Consider the following 25,012-nt stretch of genomic DNA (forward strand, 5'->3'; position numbering starts at 1 on the left):
CAATTGATCGATACAGGTTATTCTCATCGTGGGCAGGGTAGAGTCACTTTTTCGGTGGTGGGGCTTTGGTGACGTTCAGATTGAATTTCGTATCCTGCGAAATTTCATATTTATTGTCGTATTTGCCGATCACCTCGACTGTGATGTTCTGCAGGTTGATGTTGTTGACATCACCAGCAGCCGTGAATACCAGGTTCATTTCTGAACTGTTGGCAGGAATCGCGACGTCTTTAAATGAGATCCCTTTTGGATTGTTCGGCACGGTTACCTTTACTGTAAATGGTCCCTGGTAGCCTTCCAACCGCTCAACTTTCAACACCACATCAATTGATTCACCCGCTTTTAATGTTCCTTTCGGGGCAGCACTCACCTTCGCTAACGCTTTGGGCAGTACCAGTACGGAAAACGGTGTTACCGCTTCTTCAAGCAGCACTTTGATTTTCTTTTTCTTGGGGGCATCGCGTTCATAGTCCATTTGCAACGTCCCACTCAGGTGAATGGGGAACAATCCCGGGGTGGCATTTGCCTGCACAGTAATCTGGATGACACCATCAGCCTTATCAGCAGCAAGTGGGGCCATTTTCTGACCATTGTTCACGCGGACAGAAAGCTGATTGGCGTTTTTGTTACTCAATTGAGCTAGTGTGATCGGCTGTTTCGATTCCGCAGCGATTCTCTTCACCTGGTAAGGGATGTTAATTTTATCCCCTGGCTTCAGCGCCAGTGGCATGGGAATCGATTCTCCCGGTTTCGTGATATAAGCCTTTTCTGGCATTGCTACGATCGAGTAGTATGCTTTCCCTCGCACCGATATCCAGGTGCCACGGTCGATGCGGGTTTCTGCGGTGACATTCTGGTTCGGTGGATTGGACCAGAGAATACTTGCCGAGCGTGCCACGTGGGTAACAGGTTTGCCAGCAATATCGGCAGAGGCTTTTACCTGAATTTGACCATCATAGTCTTTGACATTATCCGCAACCTCCAGCACGATGGCGGCATAGTCCAGGTTATCTCCGATAAATTGTTCTTTACAAGTAACACCCCCAGGCAGGCCTTCCACATTAATTTTAATTGGTCCGGTATAGCCACCCAGCCGAAAGGCGTAAACGTTCAAGTAATTCTTGCCACCTGCCCGTAGCAGGGTAACATCCGGCTGGTAGCTGTTGGGGGCCATCACTACCACTCGAAAATCGGGCTTGGGTGGGGCGATCCGCAGGCGATAAGTCGCCTGTGGACCATAAACAGCGTTGCCATCACGACTACCCACCTGAACCAGATAGCTGCCATCTTCCGGCACAGAAAAACTGCCTGCTTCCGGGTCGGAAGTCAACGTATAGAACTGTTTGGGATCCATCACGTTGTTATCATCATCCCGTTCCAACATCACGTTGTCGGGGGTTTTCACACTGCGCACTGAAAAATAGCCATCGAGACTGGCACCGAGACGTGCTGCAGCCATATCCAGATACAGAGTATCGCCTTTTTTCAGGTCAAGTCGGTACCAGTCCAGATCATTCCGGCGGTCAATTCTGCCCACAATCTCGGTGGGTGCTACCACAGGTTGTGCCTGTGGGTGGTCATCGTTCGGTTCTTTTTCCAATGTGGTGCCAAATTGAGCAAAACCAACAAATACTGCGTTTGAAAGCCCACCTGGTGAGGGGAGCTGGTAACCAAAACCATCCATCACTGCCTGGGCAGGATCAACGCGCCCCTGGTAGGTAAGGGTGCCACCCGCTGCAGGTGCATTGATGGTGACATCCAATTGTTGTAGTGGCAAACCTTCACTGTTACGTGCATTGGTGATGGGGGTACCGCCGGGAAGATTGCGACCGATCAGGGTGACTTTGCTGGCTTTACCCGGCTCAACCACTGGTGGGAATACGGCATCAATCCATGGCCCGGTGGTAATATTCAAGCGATAAAAATAGGTTGCATTGCCAGTCGTGTGAGCGAATTCAGCAACCCGAATGAAGTAATCACCATCGACAGGTGCGACAAACGACGCACTGATGTCATTTCCGCGTAAACTGGAAACGGAGGCCAGTCGGCGATCATTCGCAGTATACACTTCCAACAATGGGTGCAGCTTGCTATCGATGGAGCCACAGATGCAGGAAACTACAATACCCTGCCCTTTCTTCAATGTCATCTGATAGATATCCACGTCTGTAGCACTATCCACCCGTGCGTTGATAGTGTTATTGACGTCGACTTTCTGTGCTTGAGGCACATCATTGTTTGGTTCTTTCTCTTCCTGTTCGGCCATACTGCCTACCACAAACATTCGTGGCCCAGACATGCCAAACTTGCTGTGAACACGAACTTCATGAAAACCAGGAGGCACATTGGCATCAATCGTAATTTTGAACTTCGCTGGTGGTTTCGGCCCTGGTGCTTCTTTTGGTGCAGGTTTTTTGGGATCAACTTTGGGCGGCGGCTCCGGAATCGCTTCCGCTTTGATGCCTGGGTGGGAAAAAACCAGCCGATCCACATCGTCCAAATCCTGACCAGTAATGATTACCGATTCGATGGTACTGCCCGCTTTGCCACCCATAGGAAAAATGGTTTCAAGACGGGCAGACGGCAAACCCGGAACGTTTTGCGCCAGCAGCAGTGGCGCTGACATGAGCACTGCCACGCTGGTAACAAGCAATTTTCTCAACCACATGTGCTAATTCTCCAAATATTCTGGATACCGCGGCGGCGTTGTCGCGGAGGTTTCGGCGGGTTTTACCATCGTAACTTGTTCAGATTGGTGGGTCAAGCAAGAAACAGCGAACTTTCTCATGGAAGTACTGGAAAAGTTTTTATGTAGCATTCAGGATTGGTCGTGAATTTTTCATTGGTGCACATTTCATCTTCAATTCATGGAAAAATCGCTAAAATGTGCCGTTAATGACTCGCCAAGGAGACACCCATTGCGACGATTAATGACGTTTCTCGTACTCACAATCTTTCTTAACCCAGCATCAGGTGCCAATTTGAAACCGATGACCGTAGATGATCTGTTGGCTTTTCATCGACTATCAGACCCTCAACCGTCTCCTGATGGCAAGTGGGTGGTCTTTCAGTCATCGCAGGTGCTGGATGTGGCACAGAATCGGATGGCAACGCACCTCTACCTGGTGCCCACCGATGGCAGTGCAGCACCAAGGCTGTTGACCAGCAGTGGCAAACGGGATTCACAGCCCCGTTGGTCTCCGGATGGGAAAACCATTGCCTTTGTTTCCAATCGTTTTCAGGGAAATCAGATTTTTCTGCTGGATGTCACCCGTGGGGGGGAAGCAATCCAGCTAACGAATGTGTCTACAGGCGTCAGCGACCCCAAATGGTCGCCTGATGGCAAATATCTCGCTTTTTCATCTACCATTTATCCGGAATTCAGTGAGTTGCCATTTGAAGAAAGCAACAAAAAAAATCATGATAAATTGACTGAAGTCGAGCAAAATCCGGTGAAGGCCCGCGTTTTCACCAAATTGTTTTACCGCCACTGGGATGAGTATGTGGAAGACAAACGGATCCACCTGTTTGTGGTACCACTGAAAGTGGGCCCGAATGGTCTGGAAGCGGCCGATTTTCCACGCGATGTCACGCCGGGTGACCGCGATGCACTGCCCACCAGCAGCACTTTCAGCAGTGGAGTGGATTATTCGTTTGCACCTGACAGTAAGTCGTTGGTGTTTACCGCAGTACCCACCGTTAATGCTGCGTGGAGTACGAATTACGAAATCTGCCGAGTAACACTGGATAACCGTTCCACAAAATGGAATTGCCTGACCACAGCCAATCGTGCGGCAGACAGTGGGCCCCAATTTTCTCCGGATGGCAAAAAAATTGCCTTCCGCCAACAGAAAAAAGCGGGTTACGAAGCTGATAAGTGGGACATTGTCTTTGCGGATTGGTCGGCTGAAAAGGGAATTGTTGGCCCACTGACCAATGTCACAGCCAAGCATGACCTGTCGGTGGGGGAATTTATCTGGCACGGTAATAATTTTCTGTTCAATGCCGATTATCAGGGGTCTTCACCCGCATTTTCGATTGCTGCGGACGGTACCGGACTCAAGCAATTGCCCATTCCAGGCCGTGTGACCTCGTTGGCACTGTCCCAAGGAGACCACCAGACCAATCTGGTCACAGTGGTTTCTTCGATGCATTTCCCCAACGAAATTTTCACGCTGGAGCTTGATCATGAGGCACCAAAAGTGGCAGCCAAAAACATTTCCAGAATGAATGAGGAAATTCTCACACATTTGAATCTTCCTAAGCCAGAATCGGTTACTATTGATGTGGAAGGTGGCAAAATGCAGATGTGGCTGCTGAAACCACCTGGATTTGACCCCGCCAAAAAATGGCCTGTGGTCTATCTGGTTCACGGTGGGCCCCAGGGTGCGTGGGATGATGGCTGGTCGTTCCGCTGGAACCCCGAAATGTGGGCGGCACAAGGCTATGTGATTGCACTGCCCAACCCACGTGGTTCCACAGGATTTGGTCAGAAATTTACCGATGAAATTAGCGGCGATTGGGGTGGCAAATGTTACCGCGACCTGATGGCGGGTGCAGACTACGTCGAAAAGCTGCCTTATGTAGACAACAAACGGATCGCTTCTGCGGGTGCCAGCTTTGGTGGCTACATGCAGAACTGGTTTGCAGTAAATACCAACCGTTTTCAATGCCTGATCAACCACTGTTCCGTGTGGAATTTTGAAAGCATGTGGGGCACCACTGATGAATTGTGGTTTGATGAGTATGAACATGGCGGCCTGCCCTGGGAAGTACCGGGCAAATATGCCGAGTTCAGCCCCCACAAAAAGGCGGCGAAACTGGGTGAATTTAAAACACCGATGCTGATTATTCATAACGATCTGGATTTCCGTTGCCCGATTGGTCAGGGCCACGAACTGTTCAGTGCCATGCAGCGTCAGGGTGTGCCCAGCCGATTCATCAATTTTCCGGACGAAGGCCACTGGGTATTGAAACCAGCAAACAGCAAATACTGGCACAAAGAAGTATTTGACTGGCTGAAAAAATACGTTCCCGCTGGTCCCAAATAGCCTTATCTTCTTTCAGAGGTTTTTCTGTGCTCATTTTTGGATTGATTGCAATCCCCGTGTTGATTGCAATCAACGCCTATTTCGTTGCCATTGAGTTCGCACTGGTGGCAGTTCGGTCGACCCGTGTAGATGAATTACGCAAGCAGCAAGTGGCGGGTGCAGAATCGTTGCACGATGCCACAACGCATCTCGACCGCAGTATTGCCGCAGCCCAATTAGGGATTACCGTGGCCAGCATTGCCCTGGGTGCGGTGGGAGAATCGGTTCTGGCAAAATTGCTGGAACCCACGCTGACCTTTATGCCCTCCAAAATGGGATTCATCACTCGGCATGGTATTGCCACGGTATTTTCCGTAGCAGTGATAACCTATCTGCACGTCATTTTCGGTGAGCAGGTGCCCAAAATGGTGGCAATTGCCAATCCAGACCGAGTGGCACTGAAAACGGTGATCCCACTGAACTTTTTTGCTCGCATTACCAGTCCAGTGCTGCGGTTCATGAACTGGTCGGGCAATATGTTGCTGCGGTTATTGGGCTATTCCCCACAGAATCTTGGCCATGCCAGCGTGCACTCGGTCGATGAACTGCGGGCAATCGTTTCCGATACTCGCGACGCTGGCTTACTGGGGCAGGAACAGGCAACTTTTGTCGACAATGTCTTTCAGTTAAGTAAGAAGCTCACCCGCGATTGTATGGTTCCTATTGCCAAGGTGGATGCCGTTGAAGTCAACACTCCGCTGGAAAAAATTATTGCCAAGGTGCGTGCTTCCGGCCACACCCGTTTGCCCGTTTATCTGGGTACGAAAGAGAATATCGTGGGGGTGCTGAACAGCAAAAGCCTGTTCTACATGCAAAGCCTGAAGAATGTGATGATTCTGCAGGATGCCATGTATCCACCCGCATTTGTGTCAGCAGATGCCCTGATTGCCGATGTCCTGAAAATTATGAAGAAAGAACACCGTCACATGGCAATTGTGCGGGAAACAGACCAATCGGTAGTTGGGATGATTACTCTCGAAGACATCGTTGAAGAGATTATTGGCGAACTGGAAGATGAGCACCCCAAGTTCGAACGAAACAGCAACCGCAAAAGCGATTAATATTCAGGAAACAGCTGAATTTTCAGGCTACAGAGGAAATTTAATCGCCACGGTGCTGCTTCCGGTCAAAAACCAGAGTGCCGTCAGGATGCCTGCTATCACAATCGCGCTGATGATCAGCCATTTGGAAAGCACCCCCTTGGTCCAGGAATCTATTTTGAAGAATCCCGCGAGAATTGTGGTTGCAATCATGATTCCGCCGATCCACCAAAGTAAACCCGCACCACGTTCTTTGGTGCGTAACTGTCGAATCGTTTCCGCATCCACATGGATACCGATCGTGATCCGATAAAGCGTTTCTTCTGCACTGGTATTCAGATTGATCTTTTCTTCGGAAACCTGTTCCGACCCAATGACAATCAGGCTCCGCACCGTTTCCAGCGTGGGACGGGCATCGACGGGCGATTCCAGCTCTGCCATGTATTGGATCAAATCAACCCGTGCCTGAACCAAAGCACTTTCCCTTGCTTTCTGCAAGCTGTTTTCAAACCCACCCACTGAATGAAAGGTGGGCTCCTTTTTCTTCGGTGCGGCAGTTTCCTTTTTCGTCGTTTTCACCGGCTTGGTGGGTGAAATCGGTGGCACAGCACCTTCCGGTGGGTTTTCATTCTGGGCCTGAACCGACAAAGTCCCACCGAATAGTAACAATACAACTAAATTGCTATATAGTAATTTCATGATTTAATCTCCCTGCGATAATTCCTTTAACACTTCTAACGATGAATTCGACGCCGTTTCGGTATCGGAGGTGGGGGGGCTGCCCACGAACTCACCATCTGCACTACTGCTGCGGAACCAGCTGTTGCCAGGAAGATAAAGGAAGGCGGGCTATCGCCAGAGATCATCAACCGCCAGCCGAGTATCCAGGTCATGAAAGCGTAGAACCCAACTGCAAAGACTGGACCCAGACTGAAACGCTCTTTCCGGTGGCGTTTCATGAAGGCACCCCAGTGGGTCAACCCAAAAATAATGCCATATGTCAGGGGATATCCAATCAGGTGCTCCATTGTACCCTGCGAAGCCTGCAGCGATCCACCCAGATAGGCTTGCTCGGTGGCAACCTGCTGGCCTTCTTCAATCAATTTCGGGAATGTCCAGCCATCCAGCCAGAATGCAGCCAGGCCCATGATCGCACCGACGCCTGCCATTCGCCAACTGCCCTCTCCCTTCTGACTGGAAAAGAACTTCGCCGTCAAAATGACAGCCCAGGAGAGCAAAACAGTAAGGCCACCTAGTGGGATCAGTTCATCCCATGGAATGTTACGTGTGAATATCACTGAAACGATCAGCCAGGTCAAAACCACCCCACCTGCGGCAATCGGTGCGGCAGCCATCGAACGCGAAATTTCTGCCAGGCGAGCTTTTACCAGGGTCCAGGTGGAAAGTCGTTCCAATGTTGCCGATGTGGTCGTGGTGCTGGTGGCACTTACCACCACATTCTGGCGTTCTTTTGGCAGCGGCGGTGTTTGCTGTAAAGGTTTTGGTTTTGCTTCCGTAGCGGGTTTTGTCTGTGGGGCATCCTGCATTGCAGGCAGAATGCTGTACTCAATTGTGCCAATGGCATTGATTTCCCGAATCATCTGCTCCATGTTCTGATAACGATCTTCGGGTCGTTTCTGTAACGCTTTCGCAATGATGGGCAGGTACTCTGCAGGTATTTTGGTCATTTCGGGCAGTTCGGTCTGGTGCCGCATCGCCACTTCGGTAAATGATTGACCCGAGAATGGTAACTCCCCGGTCAACATTTCGTACAGCATTACACCGCACGAATAGATGTCTGCCTGTTTGGTGCAGGTACCGCGACCCATTTCGGGTGCCATGTAGTAAATGGTGCCCACATTTACGGAGTGGTCCAGTGATGTGGAAACAATCGTTTTGCTCAGACCGTAGTCACCAAGTTTCACCTCACCATTTTCCAGAAAAATATTTCCTGGCTTAATGTCTCGGTGGATCACCGCGTGATCGTGCAGATACGAAACTGCCTGTGCTGTCTGCAAAAACCACTTTTTCACCACATCCACGGACAATCCTGTGGGGTGTTTCTGCAGAATGCTTGCCAGCGATTCGCCGTGCACATATTCCATCACCAGCCAGTGATCGCCTTTGCCATCGGTGCGTAAATCGTACACGTGCACCAGGTGCTGATGTTTCAGATTCAAACAGGTGCTGATCCCACGAAGTTCCGTGTCAGTGCGGCCACGAGTCAGCAATTTCAACGCCACTTCCTTGCCACCATCGCTGACAGCAAAGTAGACTTCGCCAAATCCGCCCTGGCCTAATCCACGTTTAATCGTGTAACCATCCAGAGGTCGTTGACCCCAGCGGTAGGTAAATTTCATGCAATAGCCCCAGTCGCGTGCCACACCTAACAACAGTATTTCGCTACCACCGTGGGGTGATTTAGAAAAAATCCAGAAAAAAGGAAAATTAATACTAGAGAAGATTAGTTATATAACCAATTGCGTATATTTACAGCCCCATCTCAGAAGAGGATTCATGGGCTGGCGGACATTATATAACTATTTGGCTATATAATTGATCGCCGAATTTCGTGCTTCATTGTTGCTTCGATGTAACGTTCAGGTTACACTAGCCCAGTCGTTTACAGGAATTTTTTCAGGAGTCTCTCCCATGAGTTTACCACGAATTGATCGTCGGTGGTTTATTGGCACCAGTGCTGCCAGCGTTGGCTACTTTTTTACCGCTTCCCGCAACTCCGCGGTGCGTGCTGCAGATAACCCAAGCAGCACCCTGCGTTTTGCAGGTGTTGGAGTGGGCGGAAAAGGGGGCGGTGATATTGACCAGGCAGGCGCCCTGGGCACCGTGACCGCAATTTGCGATATCGATGAAAACACTTTGAATAACAAGGCAAAAAAGTGGACTGATGCAGCCAAGTTTTTCGATTATCGCAAACTGTTTGACGATGCCGTATCGAAAACCTTCGATGCCGTGGTGGTCAGTACTCCCGACCACAACCATGCCTGGCCCAGCTTGGTTGCTATGAGCATGGGTAAGCATGTTTATTGCCAGAAACCACTGACGCACACTGTTTTTGAAGCTCGCCAGATGCGGGAAACCGCCCGCAAGTACAAAGTCTGCACCCAGATGGGCAACCAGGGGACTGCAGAAAATGGCCTGCGACGTGCAGTGGAACTGGTTCAGGAAGGTATTCTGGGCAAAGTAAAAGAGATCCATGTCTGGACGAATCGCCCTGTGTGGCCACAGGCACCCGAAATTATCAAGCGACCCGCTTCGAAAGACGTGCCAAAACATGTCCACTTTGATGAATTTTTAGGTACTGCACCATTACGTGAAGTCATTTTCAAAGCAGCATTTCAATTAGTTGAATGAAATTCCCTTATTCATCAGATTCTAAATTTTCTACAAAATCAAAAATATTCTTAGAAAGATAATAGAACATCTTTCCTTCGGTAAGCTCGATATAATCATAAGTAGGATCCCAATACCAAATTTCACCAAAATTCGTTTCAGAAGTCCCAATAGTGATAAAATTTCCACCCAAATCAACACCAATAGCCAATAGATTGTTCTGAATCAAAGGATCTGCCAATTCACGAAACCACCATTCTAAACTGCCCTGACTCGCAAAATTGATACTCCAAAAGAAATGCACATCACCAAATTCCCCAGGCCATCCTTCAACTGCAAACCGCGTTCTTTCTGGTCGGCCTCCATTTGAGAGCAGCAGAAATTCTTTGTAATCACTTGGCAAACGAGTTTCAATGGCACGCTCAAAGAGCTCAATAGCTTCAACAGTCAGTGGTTCTTTACTTTCGGTAATTTTATTTTTCATATTGTACGGAACCGGCTGGGATATTAATCTCAATGCTGCTTCTCATCGGCAGCGCTTCGAAAAAAAAGTCAATTACTGTATCAGTTCTGATTGTGAGCCGAAGGCGTTTCCCGGGGTTGGCTTTTGTCTTCATAGCCCGCAGCGCCAGCAAGGGAATTTCTTATTAAAGATTGACAGCAAAGTCACGAAAGAAAAAGGGGACAATAGCCAGAAGCGTGCGTAAAGAAATTTAACCAGTGAGCCGAGATCGCTCATGCTACAATCTCCTCAGGGCAAATCGCGGTTAAATTTCGCTCTCTAACCAGCGAAGGCCGTCTGCTAAGCTTGTCCTTTTCCGACATGCCAATTCACTACATAACAGCAAAATTAGCCATCTAAGATGACATTGCTAATCACTTCAGCAGACATTTCACGCCATTCGCTACCCAATCCATACATATCCTCTAATAAGCCAAGAAAGTCTGACCGTGTGGTAGGTTGACCTAATAAAGATTGCAAATATATGAAATGCAACCGTACAACAATATCAGATTGGATAGCTGGGGTAATTTCTAATTGTAATTCCTTCATTTGGCGTTCAGTTAAAGATGAAAATTGAAATGCACTCAATAAATATCTGCATCCAAAATACATCTGATCTTCTTCATCTTTCTGTAAATCAATTATCGCAATACGAATCATTTCAAGAAGTCGATCACAAATAAAATTATTTGACCATAAAGTTGTAGAAAGATATTGAATCGCAAGATGCCCTAAGAAATCAGCCGTTTGATTTAGCAAGAATGGCTTAATTAATTCAAGTATATCAAGCGTATTGCCAGTCTTACAAATACATGGCAGCAATAGCTCCGTACTTACACCAAAGGATTGTGTTTTGCGGATTTGCATCCACAAGCAATCAGCCACATCCTTATCTATATTAACTGGAAAACACTCATCAATCGCCCACAGCACATCGTCTTCAAGCAAATTGCTAGCTTGAAGAAATTCGGCCAAATCAGATTGTCTACAGAATTGATTGAGGTAAAGCTGTATCATCGTGTGCACAATTCTGGGGCAGGATTGATTTTTTGCTAATGCAGCCCACTGAGAATTTCGAAGTCCATTCTTGTCGTATATCATTAAGATTTTAAGTTTAGAAATCAACACTCGAGAAAGATCTATATATTCAATTTCTGATAATTGAGAAGGCGCCATTAAATCCAGCAAATTATTCAGCGGAATGTCCTTGCTTTCAGGCTTTAAACTTGCAAGCAAATTGAGTAATGGCGAAAAATAAACAGGTTTTGTTGCAGTCAAAAATAACAAGTTTATCAATAGACTGTAGTCCCAATGTTTTGTATATAGTTCTACTAGTCGAACGTGTGATTCGACAACTACTTCGTATTCATAATTGTATTTGTCGCCATGGTAGACCGAAAAGAAATTATGGCAGAATGTAAAAATGTGCAACTTTTGACTATTAATCAAGTTGATGTTATGTTCAATTTTCTTGAGGTCATAAAAGTAATTATCAACATCAGTAAATGTAATTGAAAGAATATTCTCGACAATCTTTGCATGTGTATCAGTAGTGGTTTGTGCTAGATATGATTCAATTTCAATAGATGGGTATTTTGTGCCACCGTGTCGTAGTATCGCAATTCGTAAATCAGGCTCATCAATATCATTATTAAGCAATGTGCTAGCAAGTGCCTCGAGTAATCTATCAGTTGTTATCAATGGAATCAGGTTTTTGATTTTATTTATTAATGCTTTTCGATCAGAATCATGGAGTATCGCAAGTAAATCGATAAACCAAGCTTTTGATTCAGTTTGCAGATCATGAATAGCAGCGTTTACAATAAAATCAATTACAGTATTATGCAGCTTCTTGGCTCGAATCATAGCAGCATTCCTTATGCGATTGTCTTCTGAGTCGAAGTTCTTCGAGTTCATGCGAAAAAAGCCTGGCTCAATTTTCTCTCTGACCTCTGTTTATGAGTTGGTGGCGTTTGCTACAGACGGCTTTTGTCTTCATAGCCCGCAGCGCCAGCAAGGGAATTTCTTATTAAAGATTGACCGCAAAGTCGCGAAGAAATATGCAATCGTCATTCCCGCGCAGGCGTGAATCCATGTCTTCAAACTTCGACCGCACCCTAACCCCCCAGCGCCTTCCTTCGTGCGGAAGGGCAGTAAGACGACCGCGGCAAACGCCTTCGGCTCATGAGGTAGTTTTCTTGCGGCTTGGCGTGAGATTATTTTAACAATGCCAGAAATTCCCTCCTTGGCGCTTTGGGCGATGGATTCCCGCTTTCGCGGGAATGAGGTTGTGATCGGAAGACAACCTAACCCCCCAGCCCCTTCCCTCGCAAGGAAGGTGTAGCAAGGTAACCGCGACAAGTCAAATCGGCTCACCGCGGCAAATGCCTTCGGCTCACCAGGCAGGCCAAGTTTACTGCCCGTCATTTCACTATCCGTGGCAGCTCCTTCGATTTACAGTGAAAGTTGTTTTCTGAGAATCCCGGGGCGTTCGAGGCCGCGTTGCCTGGTTTGTTGCCAATCGACATATGCCAGATAGCTCAGCCCAATCAGAATAATGTAAGTAATCGTGGTGGCCAGGAATGATTTGGAAGTAAACTTCAACGCACTGCCTGCGTACTGATTAAGTCGAATTTTGATTCCACGGAAGTCGACAGAATACATTTCATCCAGGATCAGGTGGGAGAGGAAGCCAAGCATCGCCCCGACTCCCAGAAAGATTTTTTTCTGCCGGTCGTCGGAATCGTAGATCAGGTAAATGCTTAAGCCAACGATCAGCATTGCTGGCACGGAATGAAACATCCCGCGGTGGACCGTCAGGCGGTTAAAAAAGCGTTTCAGGCCAAATCGAATGAAGACATACATGCCGATCAGTACCAGCATCACTTCTTCCTGATTCAGCGAGGTATATTGCAGGCGTTGCAACAACAGCAGTGGGACAAAGCTGGCTGCTACACCAAACAGGCCACGAACCGGGTAACCGTTGTTGCAGTCCAGGTCGGGCAATAATCCCCCCACGGTGGCGGCCACGCCACCCAGAATTGCTGTGGCAGGTTCCATGCCAAGCGGGTTCACACCGATCCCACCATAAAGCAGGCCGGTAATGGTTGATGTGGTAATGTGACCACGAAAATTGGCCATGGCATCCTCCCTATTTTGGCCGATATCGGGAAACTTCCTGAATTCCCCAGTGGGCAGTATATCTTAACAGATATCGATATTCGAAAAAGAGCGTTTGTTTTCTCATGCATCATCTGGTTCAATTCGGCCTGAATCGCTATCTGGGGCATATTGCCAGCGACCACCCCCTGCCACGTGGCAGTTCGGTGGTGATTACCACCCCACGTGGGAGTGAAATTGCTCAGATTATCGACGAATTATCCGCTGATTCCGCCCTGGTGCGGCAGGAACCCCCCAATTCCCTGCTTCGAACAGCCACAGTTGCAGACCTGGAAGCCCACACCGCAGCAACAGCCAAAGCGCGACAAATATTAGAAAAGTGTGAGAATTTGGTGGCAGCCCACGATCTTCCCGTGATGGTGATTGACTGTGAACTGCTGCTTTCCCATGATGTGGCCTACATTCAAGTGCTGCACTGGCAGGAAACCAATCTGGATTCTGTCGTGCTGGAGTTGGCAGAAGAGTTTCAGATGCGGGTGTTTGTGGAAGACCACACCCGCAAGCAGACAGCACCGCAGGAATCGGGCTGCACCACGTGCGGCTCCAGCAAGTCTGGTGGGTGCAGTAGTTGTGGTAGTGGTTGTTCCACCGGCAGTTGCAGTAAAGGAAAGGTCGCCAGTGCGGAAGAACTGACCAGTTACTTCGCAAATCTGCGGCAGGAAATGGAAAAAAACGCACGCATTGCACTCAACTGACAATCATTTCTCGATGTTGACCGGAAAAACGTTCAACGGAGATTTCTTCTCCCGGTTTTTGGTGTATTCTAATTTTTGTTGACTGGAGCTACACCCATGAACCACTGGAACACCACAAACGAACTGATGGTTCATCGCACCCGCATGGTGTGGTATGGCAAAACATCTCTGCCAACCACATTGCCCACCGGCTATCTGGCTTTACCATGGTGCCCGGAATTGCTGGAAGATCATGCGATGGTGCTGGCTGCCGCCTTCGCCGAAACGTTGGATGCCTTGCTGTTCCCCAGGCTTGGGAGCCTGCAAACTACCCTGGGGTTGATGGACAATACCATCAGCCATCCCGGTTTTCTGCCCACAACCACCTGGCTGATTACTGGCCCCACTGGTGCCTGTGCCGTGGTACAGGGGATCAAGGACAGTCCGGATTCCGGCTACATTATGAATCTGGCCGTATGCCCGGACCACCAGAACCGTGGGCTGGGGCGAAAATGCCTGGAACTGGCATTGAATGGTTTTAAGCAAGCGGGAATTACCCGCGTAACACTCGAAGCCACTACTGGTAACGTGGCAGCAATGCGGCTCTACGAATCACTCGGCTTTACTACGCTCAGCACACTTTACCGCGAAATCAAAGATACCCCAGATCCCTACTGCATCTGATTTGAAGACAGAAAAAAATCCAAAAATTTTTGCTCGATTCAGCACTTTTCTGCAAACCACAAATCCAAGGCAATCATAGACCTTTTCATCAACTACCAACCTTGACAGAGAATATTCCCTTTCATCGACGTAAGCTCTTTGAAAATAATTGCTTGCGATGATTTGCCGGCAAATTCGTGTCGATAATTGCGGGAAATCACTTTATTATATAATTGTCTATAAATGTATATTAAATCGACAACAATCACCTCCCAGGCCCAGCTCGGGCGGGCATTTAATGCGAAATTAAGCAAATAAATTCAACAAAAATATACTTGACAACGATTATATACGCATGTACATTTCATATATCCTCTTTTGGGGGATCAACTGGAAGTGTCTGGAGGATGGATTCATGGATAATTGGCGAACAATCTGGCGGGAAGGTCTGGCACCTTCGCTTTCCACTACTGGCTTGCTGGCGTTGCACGATGCGTTGCTGAATGATGACCAACGGATCATCCAAGGTGCGACGACATCGCCCCCACCTTTGCGAACGGTGCGGCACTGGCCCATCGAAGCAAGTTGTGCCATCGGCTTCTGTGCGTGGCAGGGTGAAGGGTTGGATACCACTGGTGAAGTGGAAGATTTTTTCACCCAGACCTGTCGCGAAGCGGAAGCCCGCATGGGCCAGAAGGCTGCCTGTCGCTGGTTTCTGAATTGGTTTGATGATACGCCCCGCGAAAAAATGCGCCGCGAACTGCGTTCGGAAGTGTTGCGGGTGTTGCACCAACGTGGCACCGTGGTTGAACAACAACCGAAACGAGTGCGGAAAGAAAAAGTGTCTCAACCCGCAGCAGTGTAAAGACTTAGAGAAATTAAATATTCGTTTTATTGTCAGATAGATTGATCAAGGAGAATTGAAATGTTAAAGTGCCGTCATTGCTCTCATGCAAAAGTAAATCGTCCCCGTGGTCTGTGCTGGTCGTGCTATTACACGCCCGGAGTGAAAGAATTGTACCCCAGCACCAGCAAATATGCCCACCGTGGCGTGGGGAATTTCTGTGGCACACCTGCTATTCCGGAAATGGCAACCGCAGCACAACCAGGAAGCGAGGCAAAAATTGCCATTCTGATGGAACGTGCAAAGGCCGGTTTGACCTTGTGGCACCCCGACGATGCGTGCGACTACCATGGTGCCACCGTGGAGATCACTTCGGATCTGGCACTGGCCTGCTGAGGCGGCGACACCATCGCGAAGCCCTACTGCCCAATTCATAAGATGAAAATGTGGGAGTTGACGCACCTCGCGTGGGAACGATGAACGAAAAATATCTACGCCAATTACCGGCCGTTCATCAGTTTCAACAGGGGGAAAGCTACCAGATATTGCAGCAGCACTTCGATGAGCGCCAGATTGTCAACGTAATTCGGGAAGTGTTGGCCGAAGCCCGCAGAAACATCTTGCAGCAGGGTGCGTCTGCTCTTCAAACACTTGCAGATTACCATGCTATTGTTCGCGAACGCTTGCATCAAATGCACCAGCCCAAAATTCAGCCGGTGTTCAATGCCACCGGGATTATTCTGCACACCAATCTGGGGCGGGCACCAATTCTGCCAGCGGCAGCACACGCAGCCAGTGCCGTGGCAACAGGTTACAGTAATCTGGAACTGGATTTAGAAAGTGGGAAACGCTCAAAACGACAACTCCCACTGCGAAGTGCATTACAGCACCTGATTGGGTGCGAATCGGCAACCGCGGTCAATAATTGTGCCGCAGCCACCATCATTGTTCTGCGTGCGATTGCCACCGGCAAAGAAGTGATCGTTTCACGTGGGCAACTCGTCGAAATTGGTGGTAGTTTTCGCATTCCGGAAATCATGACGGTTTCTGGTGCCACCTTACGTGAAGTGGGCACCACAAATATTACTCGGCTGGCGGATTATGAAAAGAATATTCATGAGAATACCGCCGCACTGATGCGGGTGCATTGTAGCAACTATCGTATCCAGGGATTTACCGAAAGTGTGCCACTGCAGGCACTAGTAGAATTGGGAAAGAAATATCATCTGCCGGTGATCGACGACCTGGGCAGTGGGGCGCTGGAAGATTTTTCACAGTATGGTCTGCAGGCAGACCCCACTGTGCAGGAGAGTATTGCCACCGGTGCGGACGTGGTACTCTTCAGTGGCGATAAACTGCTTGGTGGGCCTCAGGCAGGTCTGATTGTGGGCAAAAAGCAATGGATCGATCGAATAGAATCCGATCCACTGATGCGTGCGTTGCGACTGGATAAAATGACGCTGGCTGCGATGGAAGTAACTTTGCTGCACCACTTGCAGGGTGGGAAAGCATCAGAGCCACTGCCAACTCAGGAAATGTACCGTCGCCCTTTGGCTCAGGTGGAATCCCAGGCACGCACGCTGGCAACTGCATTGCAGAGTTATTTCCCACCAGGGCAGATCCAGGTGGTGCCCACTGAAGCATATCTAGGTGGGGGAACACTGCCCGATTCTGCGATGCCCAGTTGGGGCGTGCGCTTGGTTCATTCCGACTGGTCTTCGGAAGAACTTGCGAAAAAGTTACGCACCCTGGCCAGGCCGCCTGTATTGGCAAGAATCGTGCACGATGCCGTGGTACTTGATGTGCGAACCATCCCCACGAGGCAGCAGGATGCTTTTACTGAGACGTTGAAAGAGCTATTTGAGCAACAATGATGCATCAGCCACGGAAAATTGCAATTGTCGGTGGGGGTCTTTCTGGCCTGGCATTAGCTTTTCGCCTTCGCCAGACCACCGATGCGGCAATTTCGCTGTTTGAAGGTCGCCCACGTTTCGGTGGGATGATTGGCACAATAGAAGATCGTGGTTTTCGCGTGGAAACGGGTCCCAACGGTATCTTCAGCAATAAGCCATCAACGATCAATCTGTGCCACGATGTGGGGCTGGGTAGCCAATTGCTGGAAGCCAGCCCTGCCGCACAGAAAAATCGGTATTTGTATCTGAACGAGCGGTTGCAGAAACTTCCCGGCTCGTTGTTGAGTTTTTTGTTTTCCCCACTGCTCTCTGTGGGGGCCAAATGGCGGCTACTGACAGAAAAGTATCGGCGTTCCCCACTGCCACTGCCAGAAGACGAAACGGTAATGCAATTCGCGGAACGACGGGCAGGTAAGGAAATTGCGTCGATTTTTGCCCGAGCGATGGTTACTGGTATTCAGGCCGGTGATCCTGAAAAACTGAGCCTGCCAGCCAATTTCCCCCGCCTGGCACAGTACGAAAAAGAACACGGCAGCGTGCTGCGTGGTGTCTCAGCTGCGGGAAAACTGCGTCGGAAACAGGCGAAAGAATCTGGCAACGCTCTGAAACGCCCCGCTACCTGGTCGTTTGTGGGTGGCCTGCAAGTGATGACCGATCAGATTACTTCGCAACTCCAGCAGTCGCAACAGGTAACGCTGCAAGTCGATGCACCCATTCAGGTGCTGCGGAAAGCAAGCAATTCCCCCACGTGGGAAGTGGGTGTTGATCCCACGAATACGGAATCGTTTGATGTAGTTATCCTGACCAACCCTGCGTACGTTCAGGCAGACCTGCTGGCCCGAGTGGATGAAACCCTGGCAACGGAGGTCGCGGCGATTCCTTACAACCGGATCGCAGTGGTTGCGATGGGCTATCGCGAAGCGGATGTCCGCACTGCACCGCACGATGGTTTTGGCTTTATTGTGCCCCACGCACCGCAGACGATCCTGGGGGCACAATGGTGTAGTTCGATTTTCCCGGAACGGGCTCCCCACGGCTGCGTACTTTGGCGTGCCCTTATTGGTGGGGCCGGACAGACCGAAATGTTGGATCGATCTGACGACGAATTGAGCGTTTTTGCCCACCGTGAAGTGGGGCGAATGATGGGTTTTTCTGCAGAACCAGTATTTTCCCGCGTGGTGCGTTGGGAACGGGCCATTCCCCAATACCACGTGGGGCACCTGGCACGCGTGGCACGGATTGAACAGCAGTTGCAGCACCACCTGGGGTTGTTTCTGGGTGGCAACGCTTACCACGGAATTGCGATGAATGATTGCACGGAACAGGCAGACCTCCTGGCAGCAAAGATCGTTTCTTATTTGAATTTGCTGGCAAAATCCTGATAATAAGTGAAAGCAGGCTGGGAATGGTTTTGATTTTCAGCCACTATTGTTGCAAAATTAACTCCCAAAGTCATTGATGGTGATGGGATTACGGTCTGCAGACTTTCCCACCATTCGACGGACTTTGTTCACTCTCCAACCCCCGTGTGATCATGAACCGTTCGGTACTTAGCTTAATTCTTGGTGGTGGACAGGGGCTGCGATTATTCCCCTTAACAAAAGATCGGGCCAAGCCCGCAGTTCCCGTTGCGGGCAAATATCGCCTGATTGATATTCCGATCAGTAACTGCATCAACAGTGGCATGGGGCGTATTTTCGTACTGACCCAGTTCATGAGCGTCAGTCTGCACCGTCACATCCAGAATACTTACCGTTTTGATAAGTTTAGTAAGTCTTTTGTCGAAGTGCTTGCCGCACAACAGACAATGGAAGGATCGCGGTGGTATCAGGGGAACGCCGATGCAGTTCGTCAGCAACTCAGCGAAGTGAAAGAGCATTTCGCCACCGATGACCTGATCCTCAGTGGGGATCAACTCTATCGAATGGACTATCGCCAACTTCTGCAAACCCATGTCGAATCCGATGCCGATGTGACACTGGCGGTGCTGCCAGTGCCTGAAAGTCATGTCAGCGGCTTTGGCATCTTAAAAATTAATGAGAGCGGGCAGATTGAATCGTTCATCGAAAAGCCCAAAGTTTCTGAAGGTGAACACACTCCTTTCTTTACTGCTGCCGAATGGATTGAATCGAAAGGGATCACATGTAAAGGTCGGCATTACCTGGCCAGTATGGGTATTTATCTGTTCAAACGGGAAGTTTTGCTCGATTTGCTGGCGAAAGACCCGGAAGATTCCGATTTTGGCCGCCATATTGTGCAGAAATACTTCAAAACCTTGAAGGTACAGTCCCACTTGTTTGATGGTTACTGGGAAGATCTTGGGACCATCAAATCGTACCATAGTTGTTCGCTGGATCTGGCGAAAGACCCACCGGAGTTTGATTTCTTCAGCACCGAAGGGATTATTTATACTAATACGCGGTATCTGCCTGCTTCCCGCATCTGTTCTGCCACCATTCAAGACAGTCTGATCAGCGATGGCTGCGTGGTGCTGCCGAACGCCGAAATCAAACGCAGTTTGCTAGGCGTCCGATGCCGTATTGGCGAAAAATCGATCATCCGAGATTCGGTCATCATCGGTGCGGACCGTTTCGAGTCAGACGCGGAACGTGCCGATAATAAGAAAAACGGTATCCCCAGCTTTAACGTGGGAACTGGTTGCATCATCGAACGTGCGATTCTGGACAAAGATTGCCGTGTTGGGAATGATGTGGTGATCAATTACCGTGGGTCCGAACAGAATGTGGATGGCCCGTTCTACTACATCCGCGATGGTATCGTCGTGATTCCCAAAAATGCGATCGTGCCAGACAAAACAAAAATCTGATATATAACCGAATGTCGAAATGATTTCGTAAGTGCTTGTTGTGAAAGGATTTGCATGAAGATTCTTCTCGTTGGTGGTGCTGGCTATATTGGCAGCCACACCTATCGATTACTGCTGGACCGTGGCCACGATGTGCTGGTTTATGATAATCTCTCATCAGGCCATCGGTGCGTCATTTCCCCACCTCACCTTGTAGTGGGCGATCTGGCCGATCAACACCTTCTCGACCACACGGTGTTGTCGAATCGCATCGAAGCGGTCGTGCATTTCGCCGCCCACGCTCAGGTGGGGGAATCAGTTACCCACCCATCGAAGTACTATCGCAATAACGTGGTGAACAGCATTCAATTACTGGAGTGCCTGCGAAAAAATGGTGTCCCACGTCTGGTGTTTTCCAGTTCGGCAGCGGTCTACGGCAATCCACAGCAGGAGATCATCGACGAAAACCATCCGAAACTGCCAATCAACCCTTACGGCAGAACCAAATGGATGATAGAGCAGGTGATGGCAGACTACGCCGAAGCCTATGGCCTGAGTTGTACTGCGTTGCGATATTTCAACGCAGCCGGGGCCGCCAGTGATGGCACGATTGGTGAAGACCACACCCCAGAAACGCACCTGATTCCATTGGCGATCCAGGCAGCCTTGGGAGTGCGGCCAGAATTAGCTATTTTTGGGGAGGATTACCCCACTCCCGATGGAACCTGCATCCGCGACTTTATCCATGTGACCGACCTGGCTCTGGCCCACGCACTGGCACTGGAAGACCCCACCCCGGGCTACCGTGCGTTCAACCTGGGTAACGGGCACGGCTTCAGCGTCAAAGAAATTGTGCAGGCTGTGGAACGCATCAGTGGTAAAACCGTTCCAGTGCGGTTGGCTGCACGTCGTCCCGGTGACCCGCCACGGTTGGTAGCATCTTCAGAACAGATCCGACAGCACCTGGGCTGGCAGGCAAGTTTCCCCACTTTGGATGCAATTATCAGTAGTGCCTGGCAGTGGCACAGCTCCCACCCACAGGGATATGGGGGATAAACCAAAACAGTCTGAGCAAAGTCCCAAAGTTGGCAGCATCCAAATCATTGTTTTGATACCTAAAACACTTCAATATGTGTATATTCCGTTTTGTTTGAATCACTTCCAACGCTTACATTTAAATACAAGTTGATCCGGGAATGGTTCATCTTTTACGGGTCGCTTCTGCATATCAACCGTTATCAATAAATGCTTCCCTTCAAACATCATTGAGCCTTTGATGGGGACTTTTTTCTTCTCTGTAAACCATATCAATTCGAGGCTTTCTTGAAAACTGATTTTTCCACTTCGAACTGAAATATTGCCAACTGTACGGGCAAATTCTTCCTTTTTGGAATAAAGGACTGCCTTCCATTCTTTCGGCGATCTCCTGATATGGATGATCTGGAATAATGATAAGATAAGATCACGCAAAGCATCAACATGATCAGCATAATCAGCATCAGCATCAACACCAACTACACGAACTGAGATCACTTCCCATGGCCCAAGCAACTGTTTTTCAATCGTTTTGTCTGTAACATGGGATTTCAGGAACATCAGACAATAACAGGCGATTTGAAGTGAGTTCATTAATTTAACGTAATCAGTAACTATTCCAATTCTTTGATCCACTGATCACAGGATTATTTCCACAAGAAACGCAAATTTCTTTACAGGCACTCATCGCACTACTCCCGGTCCCAACTGGCATCGGTAGTGCCGATGTCGAACAACAATTCTTTATTCCGTAGAGTATTGGCACTGACTGGTTCCCATGATGGTGGGGGATTGCGATCCCCACGTGGGTGGCTTTCCACATGGCCATCCAGATAGAGAACATTCGCTGAACCGGTGTGGCGAAAATGCACCGAAGGATATTGGCCCGAAGGTGCTTCCGTCATCGGAACTTCAATCAGTATTGGATTTCCTGTTGGCCAGGGATCAATCCAGGTGCCCGCACTGTCGGTGAATGTGATGGTGGCACTGGTACTCTGCACCGCACTGATATTCATTTTTTGCCATACGGGCGAATACGTGGGTGGAGGATAGCTGAGCGGCGCAAGATAGGTGTAGTTGTAACCATAACCGGCCGTTCCACCAGAATAACGCTGCTGAATCTTCGAAGGATCTACTTCCGGGCAACGCAGAACTGCCCGATTGTTTTCCAGATAAGGCATCAGGTGCCCACGGGTCACATCCACATTGGTGCCACTGGTTTCTCCAAACCACCAGCGATCTGCCCCGTTTTCCACCGTGCGTCCCGGCGGCAGGGTGCCATCGTACGTGCTGACATAGTTGTGTACAGCCAGCCCTAACTGTTTCAAACTGTTCTGACAGCGTGCCCGATTTGCTGCTGCACGCACTTTTTGTACGGCAGGCAACAACAGGCCAATCAGAATTGCAATAATGGCAATCACCACCAGAAGCTCAATCAGGGTGAATGCGCGTCGCCGAAAGCGACCAGAACCAAACTCAGAGAACATGAAAAATCCTTCCGCTGGTACGAGCGGGTTGCCCGGACCTGGAGGGAGCGCATCGGTTGCGGAGTACGTACCGCATTTGGTAACTTGCCGACCGCTCGCCCGGTGCCGGGGCTGCGAACGTTCTCGTCAGGCAGGTCTTCCGGCTCCCGGCTATGTGCGACCTGAAAACGCCTTCCCACGGGTTTCCCGCAGTGGCAAAATGTTCTCGGTCTCACCGGTTACGGCGGCGGCCCCGCGATGGATTTACACCATCTTCCCTCTTCGTTGCTGGAATGCATCCAGCAAACCTGTCGAGAATAGCATCCTATCGGAGGCAAAGCCACTTGCAAGCGGGTGGAAGAAAATGTTGGCGTTTTATGTTCTGAGAAAGGTCAATAAGAAAACCGGCTGGAAGCCGGTGCCACCGGTGGGCTTACTCTTTCGGAAAGCCAGTAATTGCTACCACGGCTGGTTTGGGAATATCGCCGGGTTTTCCGGGCCAGTTACTGGTCAAATTCTGTTTATCTGGAGATTCTTCCCCTGGGTGCTGCACGGAAAGGAACAATGTTTTGCCATCTTCACTGAACCAGGGGCCAGTCAGTTCTGCATCGTTCGGGCCCGAAGCGAACTGAAAGGCATCACCTGCACTGTCGCCCGAAGTGGGAATCACATATAGACCATTGTTGCCAAATGATTTATAAACACCAGAACCGATTTTGCTGCTGGAAATGTCGCACACACACCACAGGTTGCCATCCGCATCAAACGCCAGATTATCGGGACATGCTAAACCACTTTGCGGCCCACCTGCAAGGAAAACTTCGTATTCAAAGCTGGTTGCTTCGGGATTATCATCCTGCTCCACCAATCGCACAATATGGCCATAAAAATTGCCATGCTTGGTATTGTTGGTGAGTGCCACATACAACGATCCATCCTTGGGATGGACTTCACAATCTTCGCAGCGATCCAGTGGAGTTGCACCAAGGATTTTTGCTGCCACACGTGCGTGAATCAGCAACTCTCCCTGACTGGTGATTTGAAACTTCGGATCGGCCTTCTGCATCGCCAGGTAAATCTTCGAAGAATGAATCTTTGCTGCAGTGGGTGCATCATAAACCAGTGGAATCCAGCGACCCTTGCCCATATCTGCTGCGTAAAGGGTGCCTTCTTCCAGTAACTTGCTACAGGCAGCACGGTCTTTCAGATCAATCAGAGGATTTTTGGAAACAAACTTGTACAAGCACTGATCGGCTTCATCGTCGCCCATGTACACCACAAACTTTTTGGTGGACCCTACTGCCCAGGTGGTGTTTTCATGTTTAAAGCGGCCCAGTGCAGAGTGTTTTTTGGGTGGCAAGTCACCAAACGGGTCAATTTCAACCACCCATCCATATTGTAGTTCGTCGATTTCCATCCCTGGGACATCAGACCAGCGACAGGTTTCCAGCGTGTTGTATTCTGGATAGTTTTCCTCACAGGTCATTACAGTCATCCAGGGGGTGCGGCCGCCAGAACAGTTTGCCAGCGTGCCAACGCCGTGGGGAACAAGCGTTTTCGATGGACCGCTCAGTTCAATCTGTGGGTAAAGTGCGGTGAATCGGCGGGTGAATTTTGAATTGGCCACCAGTAGCCACTTTCCATCCACCAATTTAATGTGCAGCACGCTGCCACCGACCGATTTTTTCTCAAGAATGATTTGTTCTTTGGTTTTTTTCAGGGCAATCCAGGTCTTCAATTCGGGTGATTCCAAGTCCTTGGGTGGGTGGGGATAATCGCTGACAAACAGCGGATTTGGGTATTCGTGATTCACCCACAGCAGCCCTTCGGTGCAGCTTTTCCCACCGGTCAGAGCATCAATGGGAAAATAGGCGGTGAAATCGTTATTAAAGCCAAAATGTTCTGGATTACCTTCAGGATCTTTGGAACCTAACGGATCGCCCCAGTGGGCAATGATTTGTGCCTGATATCCTTGCGGCAGCACCAGATTATCCGCTTTGCTCGGTTCAATTGGTGTAAAAAATGCAGGTGGGGCACCTTTTTTGCGTTTTAACGGCAGCGGTGCAGCTTCTGAAGGTGGAGTTCCTGTAATGGCAGCAAGCGAACCAGCCCCCACCAGGGTAAGAAATTGACGACGATTGTTTTCCACGATGTATCCTCTAATGATTCCCTCATTCTTATGTGGGACACATCCGAACAGACACCATCTTCATGAAATCATCACTTCTGCTCCACATCATCCATGATGAACTCGACCAGATCTAATGAATCGAGGTTCAATTCAGCCAGGCGACTACTCCGCTCCAGGTGAGTAGGAACGCCCAGTTGAGCAGCAATAAGGTCGACCATTCCCGAAGTGGTGGGGTCGCTCGTCTTTGTTCCGTTCCCAGTGGCAACAAACCACGGGTGCCCACAGGTCGGGCAGACGTTATTCATCGTAACTTC

General features: G+C 49.4%; 22 protein-coding genes and 1 riboswitch. Of the genes, 12 read left to right on the plus strand and 10 right to left on the minus strand.

Features of this window, described 5'->3' with window-relative positions:
- Positions 1–43: 43 nt before the first annotated feature.
- Positions 44–2,668 (minus strand): PPC domain-containing protein, encoded by a 2,625-nt coding sequence (locus R3B84_14630; GenBank protein ID MEZ6141804.1) that lies wholly within the window; start codon positions 2,666–2,668, stop codon positions 44–46.
- A 250-nt stretch (positions 2,669–2,918) separates the two neighbouring features.
- Here R3B84_14630 and R3B84_14635 point away from each other — a divergent pair, with 250 nt between their 5' ends.
- Together R3B84_14635 and R3B84_14640 are read left to right on the plus strand one after the other, a co-directional pair.
- Positions 2,919–5,051, plus strand: coding sequence for a S9 family peptidase (locus R3B84_14635; protein ID MEZ6141805.1), 2,133 nt, complete (start codon positions 2,919–2,921; stop codon positions 5,049–5,051).
- A 56-nt stretch (positions 5,052–5,107) separates the two neighbouring features.
- Positions 5,108–6,151, plus strand: coding sequence for a hemolysin family protein (locus tag R3B84_14640; protein ID MEZ6141806.1), 1,044 nt, complete (start codon positions 5,108–5,110; stop codon positions 6,149–6,151).
- 27 nt (positions 6,152–6,178) lie between these two features.
- On the opposite strand, the gene R3B84_14645 is transcribed toward R3B84_14640, so the two are convergent.
- The gene (locus R3B84_14645) at positions 6,179–6,829 is read right to left on the minus strand and encodes a hypothetical protein (protein ID MEZ6141807.1); all 651 of its coding nucleotides are present in this window, start codon (positions 6,827–6,829) and stop codon (positions 6,179–6,181) included.
- A gap of 35 nt (positions 6,830–6,864) precedes the next feature.
- Positions 6,865–8,490 (minus strand): serine/threonine-protein kinase, encoded by a 1,626-nt coding sequence (locus R3B84_14650; GenBank protein ID MEZ6141808.1) that lies wholly within the window; start codon positions 8,488–8,490, stop codon positions 6,865–6,867.
- Between the two features lie 292 nt (positions 8,491–8,782).
- Here R3B84_14650 and R3B84_14655 point away from each other — a divergent pair, with 292 nt between their 5' ends.
- A complete protein-coding gene (locus R3B84_14655; GenBank protein ID MEZ6141809.1) occupies positions 8,783–9,502 on the plus strand; it encodes a Gfo/Idh/MocA family oxidoreductase in 720 nt (239 codons plus the stop codon).
- Between the two features lie 7 nt (positions 9,503–9,509).
- Here R3B84_14655 and R3B84_14660 read toward each other — a convergent pair whose 3' ends face one another.
- Positions 9,510–9,965: an SMI1/KNR4 family protein gene (locus R3B84_14660; protein ID MEZ6141810.1), complete on the minus strand. Its 456-nt coding sequence runs from the start codon at positions 9,963–9,965 to the stop codon at positions 9,510–9,512.
- Between the two features lie 366 nt (positions 9,966–10,331).
- The gene (locus R3B84_14665) at positions 10,332–11,852 is read right to left on the minus strand and encodes a hypothetical protein (protein ID MEZ6141811.1); all 1,521 of its coding nucleotides are present in this window, start codon (positions 11,850–11,852) and stop codon (positions 10,332–10,334) included.
- Between the two features lie 13 nt (positions 11,853–11,865).
- Here R3B84_14665 and R3B84_14670 point away from each other — a divergent pair, with 13 nt between their 5' ends.
- The gene (locus tag R3B84_14670) at positions 11,866–12,075 is read left to right on the plus strand and encodes a hypothetical protein (GenBank protein ID MEZ6141812.1); all 210 of its coding nucleotides are present in this window, start codon (positions 11,866–11,868) and stop codon (positions 12,073–12,075) included.
- A 365-nt stretch (positions 12,076–12,440) separates the two neighbouring features.
- Here R3B84_14670 and R3B84_14675 read toward each other — a convergent pair whose 3' ends face one another.
- Positions 12,441–13,127 (minus strand): metal-dependent hydrolase, encoded by a 687-nt coding sequence (locus R3B84_14675; GenBank protein MEZ6141813.1) that lies wholly within the window; start codon positions 13,125–13,127, stop codon positions 12,441–12,443.
- A 104-nt stretch (positions 13,128–13,231) separates the two neighbouring features.
- Here R3B84_14675 and R3B84_14680 point away from each other — a divergent pair, with 104 nt between their 5' ends.
- The 8 genes from R3B84_14680 (at position 13,232) to galE (ending at position 21,122) form a co-directional block, all read left to right on the plus strand.
- A complete protein-coding gene (locus R3B84_14680) occupies positions 13,232–13,861 on the plus strand; it encodes a hypothetical protein (GenBank protein ID MEZ6141814.1) in 630 nt (209 codons plus the stop codon).
- Positions 13,862–13,957: 96 nt separating this feature from the next.
- Positions 13,958–14,524 (plus strand): N-acetyltransferase, encoded by a 567-nt coding sequence (locus R3B84_14685; protein ID MEZ6141815.1) that lies wholly within the window; start codon positions 13,958–13,960, stop codon positions 14,522–14,524.
- 394 nt (positions 14,525–14,918) lie between these two features.
- Positions 14,919–15,368 carry a hypothetical protein gene (locus R3B84_14690; GenBank protein MEZ6141816.1) on the plus strand — a complete coding sequence of 150 codons (450 nt, stop codon included), beginning with the start codon at positions 14,919–14,921 and terminating at the stop codon, positions 15,366–15,368.
- A 60-nt stretch (positions 15,369–15,428) separates the two neighbouring features.
- Complete coding sequence (locus R3B84_14695) at positions 15,429–15,743, plus strand: hypothetical protein (protein ID MEZ6141817.1); 315 nt, start codon at positions 15,429–15,431, stop codon at positions 15,741–15,743.
- Between the two features lie 80 nt (positions 15,744–15,823).
- Positions 15,824–17,221, plus strand: coding sequence for an L-seryl-tRNA(Sec) selenium transferase (gene selA, locus R3B84_14700; GenBank protein MEZ6141818.1), 1,398 nt, complete (start codon positions 15,824–15,826; stop codon positions 17,219–17,221).
- A complete protein-coding gene (gene hemG / locus R3B84_14705) occupies positions 17,218–18,642 on the plus strand; it encodes a protoporphyrinogen oxidase (GenBank protein ID MEZ6141819.1) in 1,425 nt (474 codons plus the stop codon). Before selA ends, hemG begins: the two co-directional genes overlap by 4 nt.
- Before the next feature lie 152 nt (positions 18,643–18,794).
- Positions 18,795–20,087, plus strand: a complete 1,293-nt coding sequence (locus tag R3B84_14710) for a glucose-1-phosphate adenylyltransferase (GenBank protein MEZ6141820.1) — start codon at positions 18,795–18,797, stop codon at positions 20,085–20,087.
- Between the two features lie 54 nt (positions 20,088–20,141).
- A complete protein-coding gene (galE, locus tag R3B84_14715) occupies positions 20,142–21,122 on the plus strand; it encodes a UDP-glucose 4-epimerase GalE (GenBank protein ID MEZ6141821.1) in 981 nt (326 codons plus the stop codon).
- A 99-nt stretch (positions 21,123–21,221) separates the two neighbouring features.
- Here the strand turns inward: galE and R3B84_14720 are convergent, their stop codons facing one another.
- The 4 genes from R3B84_14720 to R3B84_14735 all read right to left on the minus strand — a co-directional run bounded on the left by R3B84_14720 (position 21,222) and on the right by R3B84_14735 (position 25,003).
- Complete coding sequence (locus R3B84_14720; protein ID MEZ6141822.1) at positions 21,222–21,695, minus strand: hypothetical protein; 474 nt, start codon at positions 21,693–21,695, stop codon at positions 21,222–21,224.
- A gap of 98 nt (positions 21,696–21,793) precedes the next feature.
- On the minus strand, positions 21,794–22,588 hold the full coding sequence (locus tag R3B84_14725; GenBank protein ID MEZ6141823.1) for a DUF1559 domain-containing protein: 795 nt from the start codon (positions 22,586–22,588) through the stop codon (positions 21,794–21,796).
- 111 nt (positions 22,589–22,699) lie between these two features.
- A riboswitch (cobalamin riboswitch) is annotated at positions 22,700–22,894 on the minus strand.
- Positions 22,895–23,000: 106 nt separating this feature from the next.
- Positions 23,001–24,716 (minus strand): DUF839 domain-containing protein, encoded by a 1,716-nt coding sequence (locus R3B84_14730; protein MEZ6141824.1) that lies wholly within the window; start codon positions 24,714–24,716, stop codon positions 23,001–23,003.
- A 71-nt stretch (positions 24,717–24,787) separates the two neighbouring features.
- Complete coding sequence (locus R3B84_14735) at positions 24,788–25,003, minus strand: hypothetical protein (protein ID MEZ6141825.1); 216 nt, start codon at positions 25,001–25,003, stop codon at positions 24,788–24,790.
- Positions 25,004–25,012 lie beyond the last annotated feature (9 nt).

The sequence above is a fragment of the Zavarzinella sp. genome, from assembly GCA_041399155.1.
Taxonomy (GTDB): Bacteria; Planctomycetota; Planctomycetia; order Gemmatales; family Gemmataceae; genus JAWKTI01.

Coding starts and splice junctions, on each gene's coding strand:
- R3B84_14645 (MEZ6141807.1), bottom strand. CDS start 6,829: ATGAAATTACTATATAGCAATTTAGTTGTATTGTTACTATTCGGTGGG.
- R3B84_14660 (MEZ6141810.1), bottom strand. CDS start 9,965: ATGAAAAATAAAATTACCGAAAGTAAAGAACCACTGACTGTTGAAGCT.
- R3B84_14680 (MEZ6141814.1), top strand. CDS start 13,232: ATGCATCATCTGGTTCAATTCGGCCTGAATCGCTATCTGGGGCATATT.
- R3B84_14650 (MEZ6141808.1), bottom strand. CDS start 8,490: ATGAAATTTACCTACCGCTGGGGTCAACGACCTCTGGATGGTTACACG.
- R3B84_14670 (MEZ6141812.1), top strand. CDS start 11,866: ATGCGATTGTCTTCTGAGTCGAAGTTCTTCGAGTTCATGCGAAAAAAG.
- R3B84_14710 (MEZ6141820.1), top strand. CDS start 18,795: ATGAACCGTTCGGTACTTAGCTTAATTCTTGGTGGTGGACAGGGGCTG.
- R3B84_14735 (MEZ6141825.1), bottom strand. CDS start 25,003: ATGAATAACGTCTGCCCGACCTGTGGGCACCCGTGGTTTGTTGCCACT.
- R3B84_14665 (MEZ6141811.1), bottom strand. CDS start 11,852: ATGATTCGAGCCAAGAAGCTGCATAATACTGTAATTGATTTTATTGTA.
- R3B84_14685 (MEZ6141815.1), top strand. CDS start 13,958: ATGAACCACTGGAACACCACAAACGAACTGATGGTTCATCGCACCCGC.
- R3B84_14695 (MEZ6141817.1), top strand. CDS start 15,429: ATGTTAAAGTGCCGTCATTGCTCTCATGCAAAAGTAAATCGTCCCCGT.
- selA (MEZ6141818.1), top strand. CDS start 15,824: ATGAACGAAAAATATCTACGCCAATTACCGGCCGTTCATCAGTTTCAA.
- R3B84_14675 (MEZ6141813.1), bottom strand. CDS start 13,127: ATGGCCAATTTTCGTGGTCACATTACCACATCAACCATTACCGGCCTG.
- hemG (MEZ6141819.1), top strand. CDS start 17,218: ATGATGCATCAGCCACGGAAAATTGCAATTGTCGGTGGGGGTCTTTCT.
- R3B84_14655 (MEZ6141809.1), top strand. CDS start 8,783: ATGAGTTTACCACGAATTGATCGTCGGTGGTTTATTGGCACCAGTGCT.
- R3B84_14630 (MEZ6141804.1), bottom strand. CDS start 2,668: ATGTGGTTGAGAAAATTGCTTGTTACCAGCGTGGCAGTGCTCATGTCA.
- R3B84_14725 (MEZ6141823.1), bottom strand. CDS start 22,588: ATGTTCTCTGAGTTTGGTTCTGGTCGCTTTCGGCGACGCGCATTCACC.
- galE (MEZ6141821.1), top strand. CDS start 20,142: ATGAAGATTCTTCTCGTTGGTGGTGCTGGCTATATTGGCAGCCACACC.
- R3B84_14720 (MEZ6141822.1), bottom strand. CDS start 21,695: ATGAACTCACTTCAAATCGCCTGTTATTGTCTGATGTTCCTGAAATCC.
- R3B84_14690 (MEZ6141816.1), top strand. CDS start 14,919: ATGGATAATTGGCGAACAATCTGGCGGGAAGGTCTGGCACCTTCGCTT.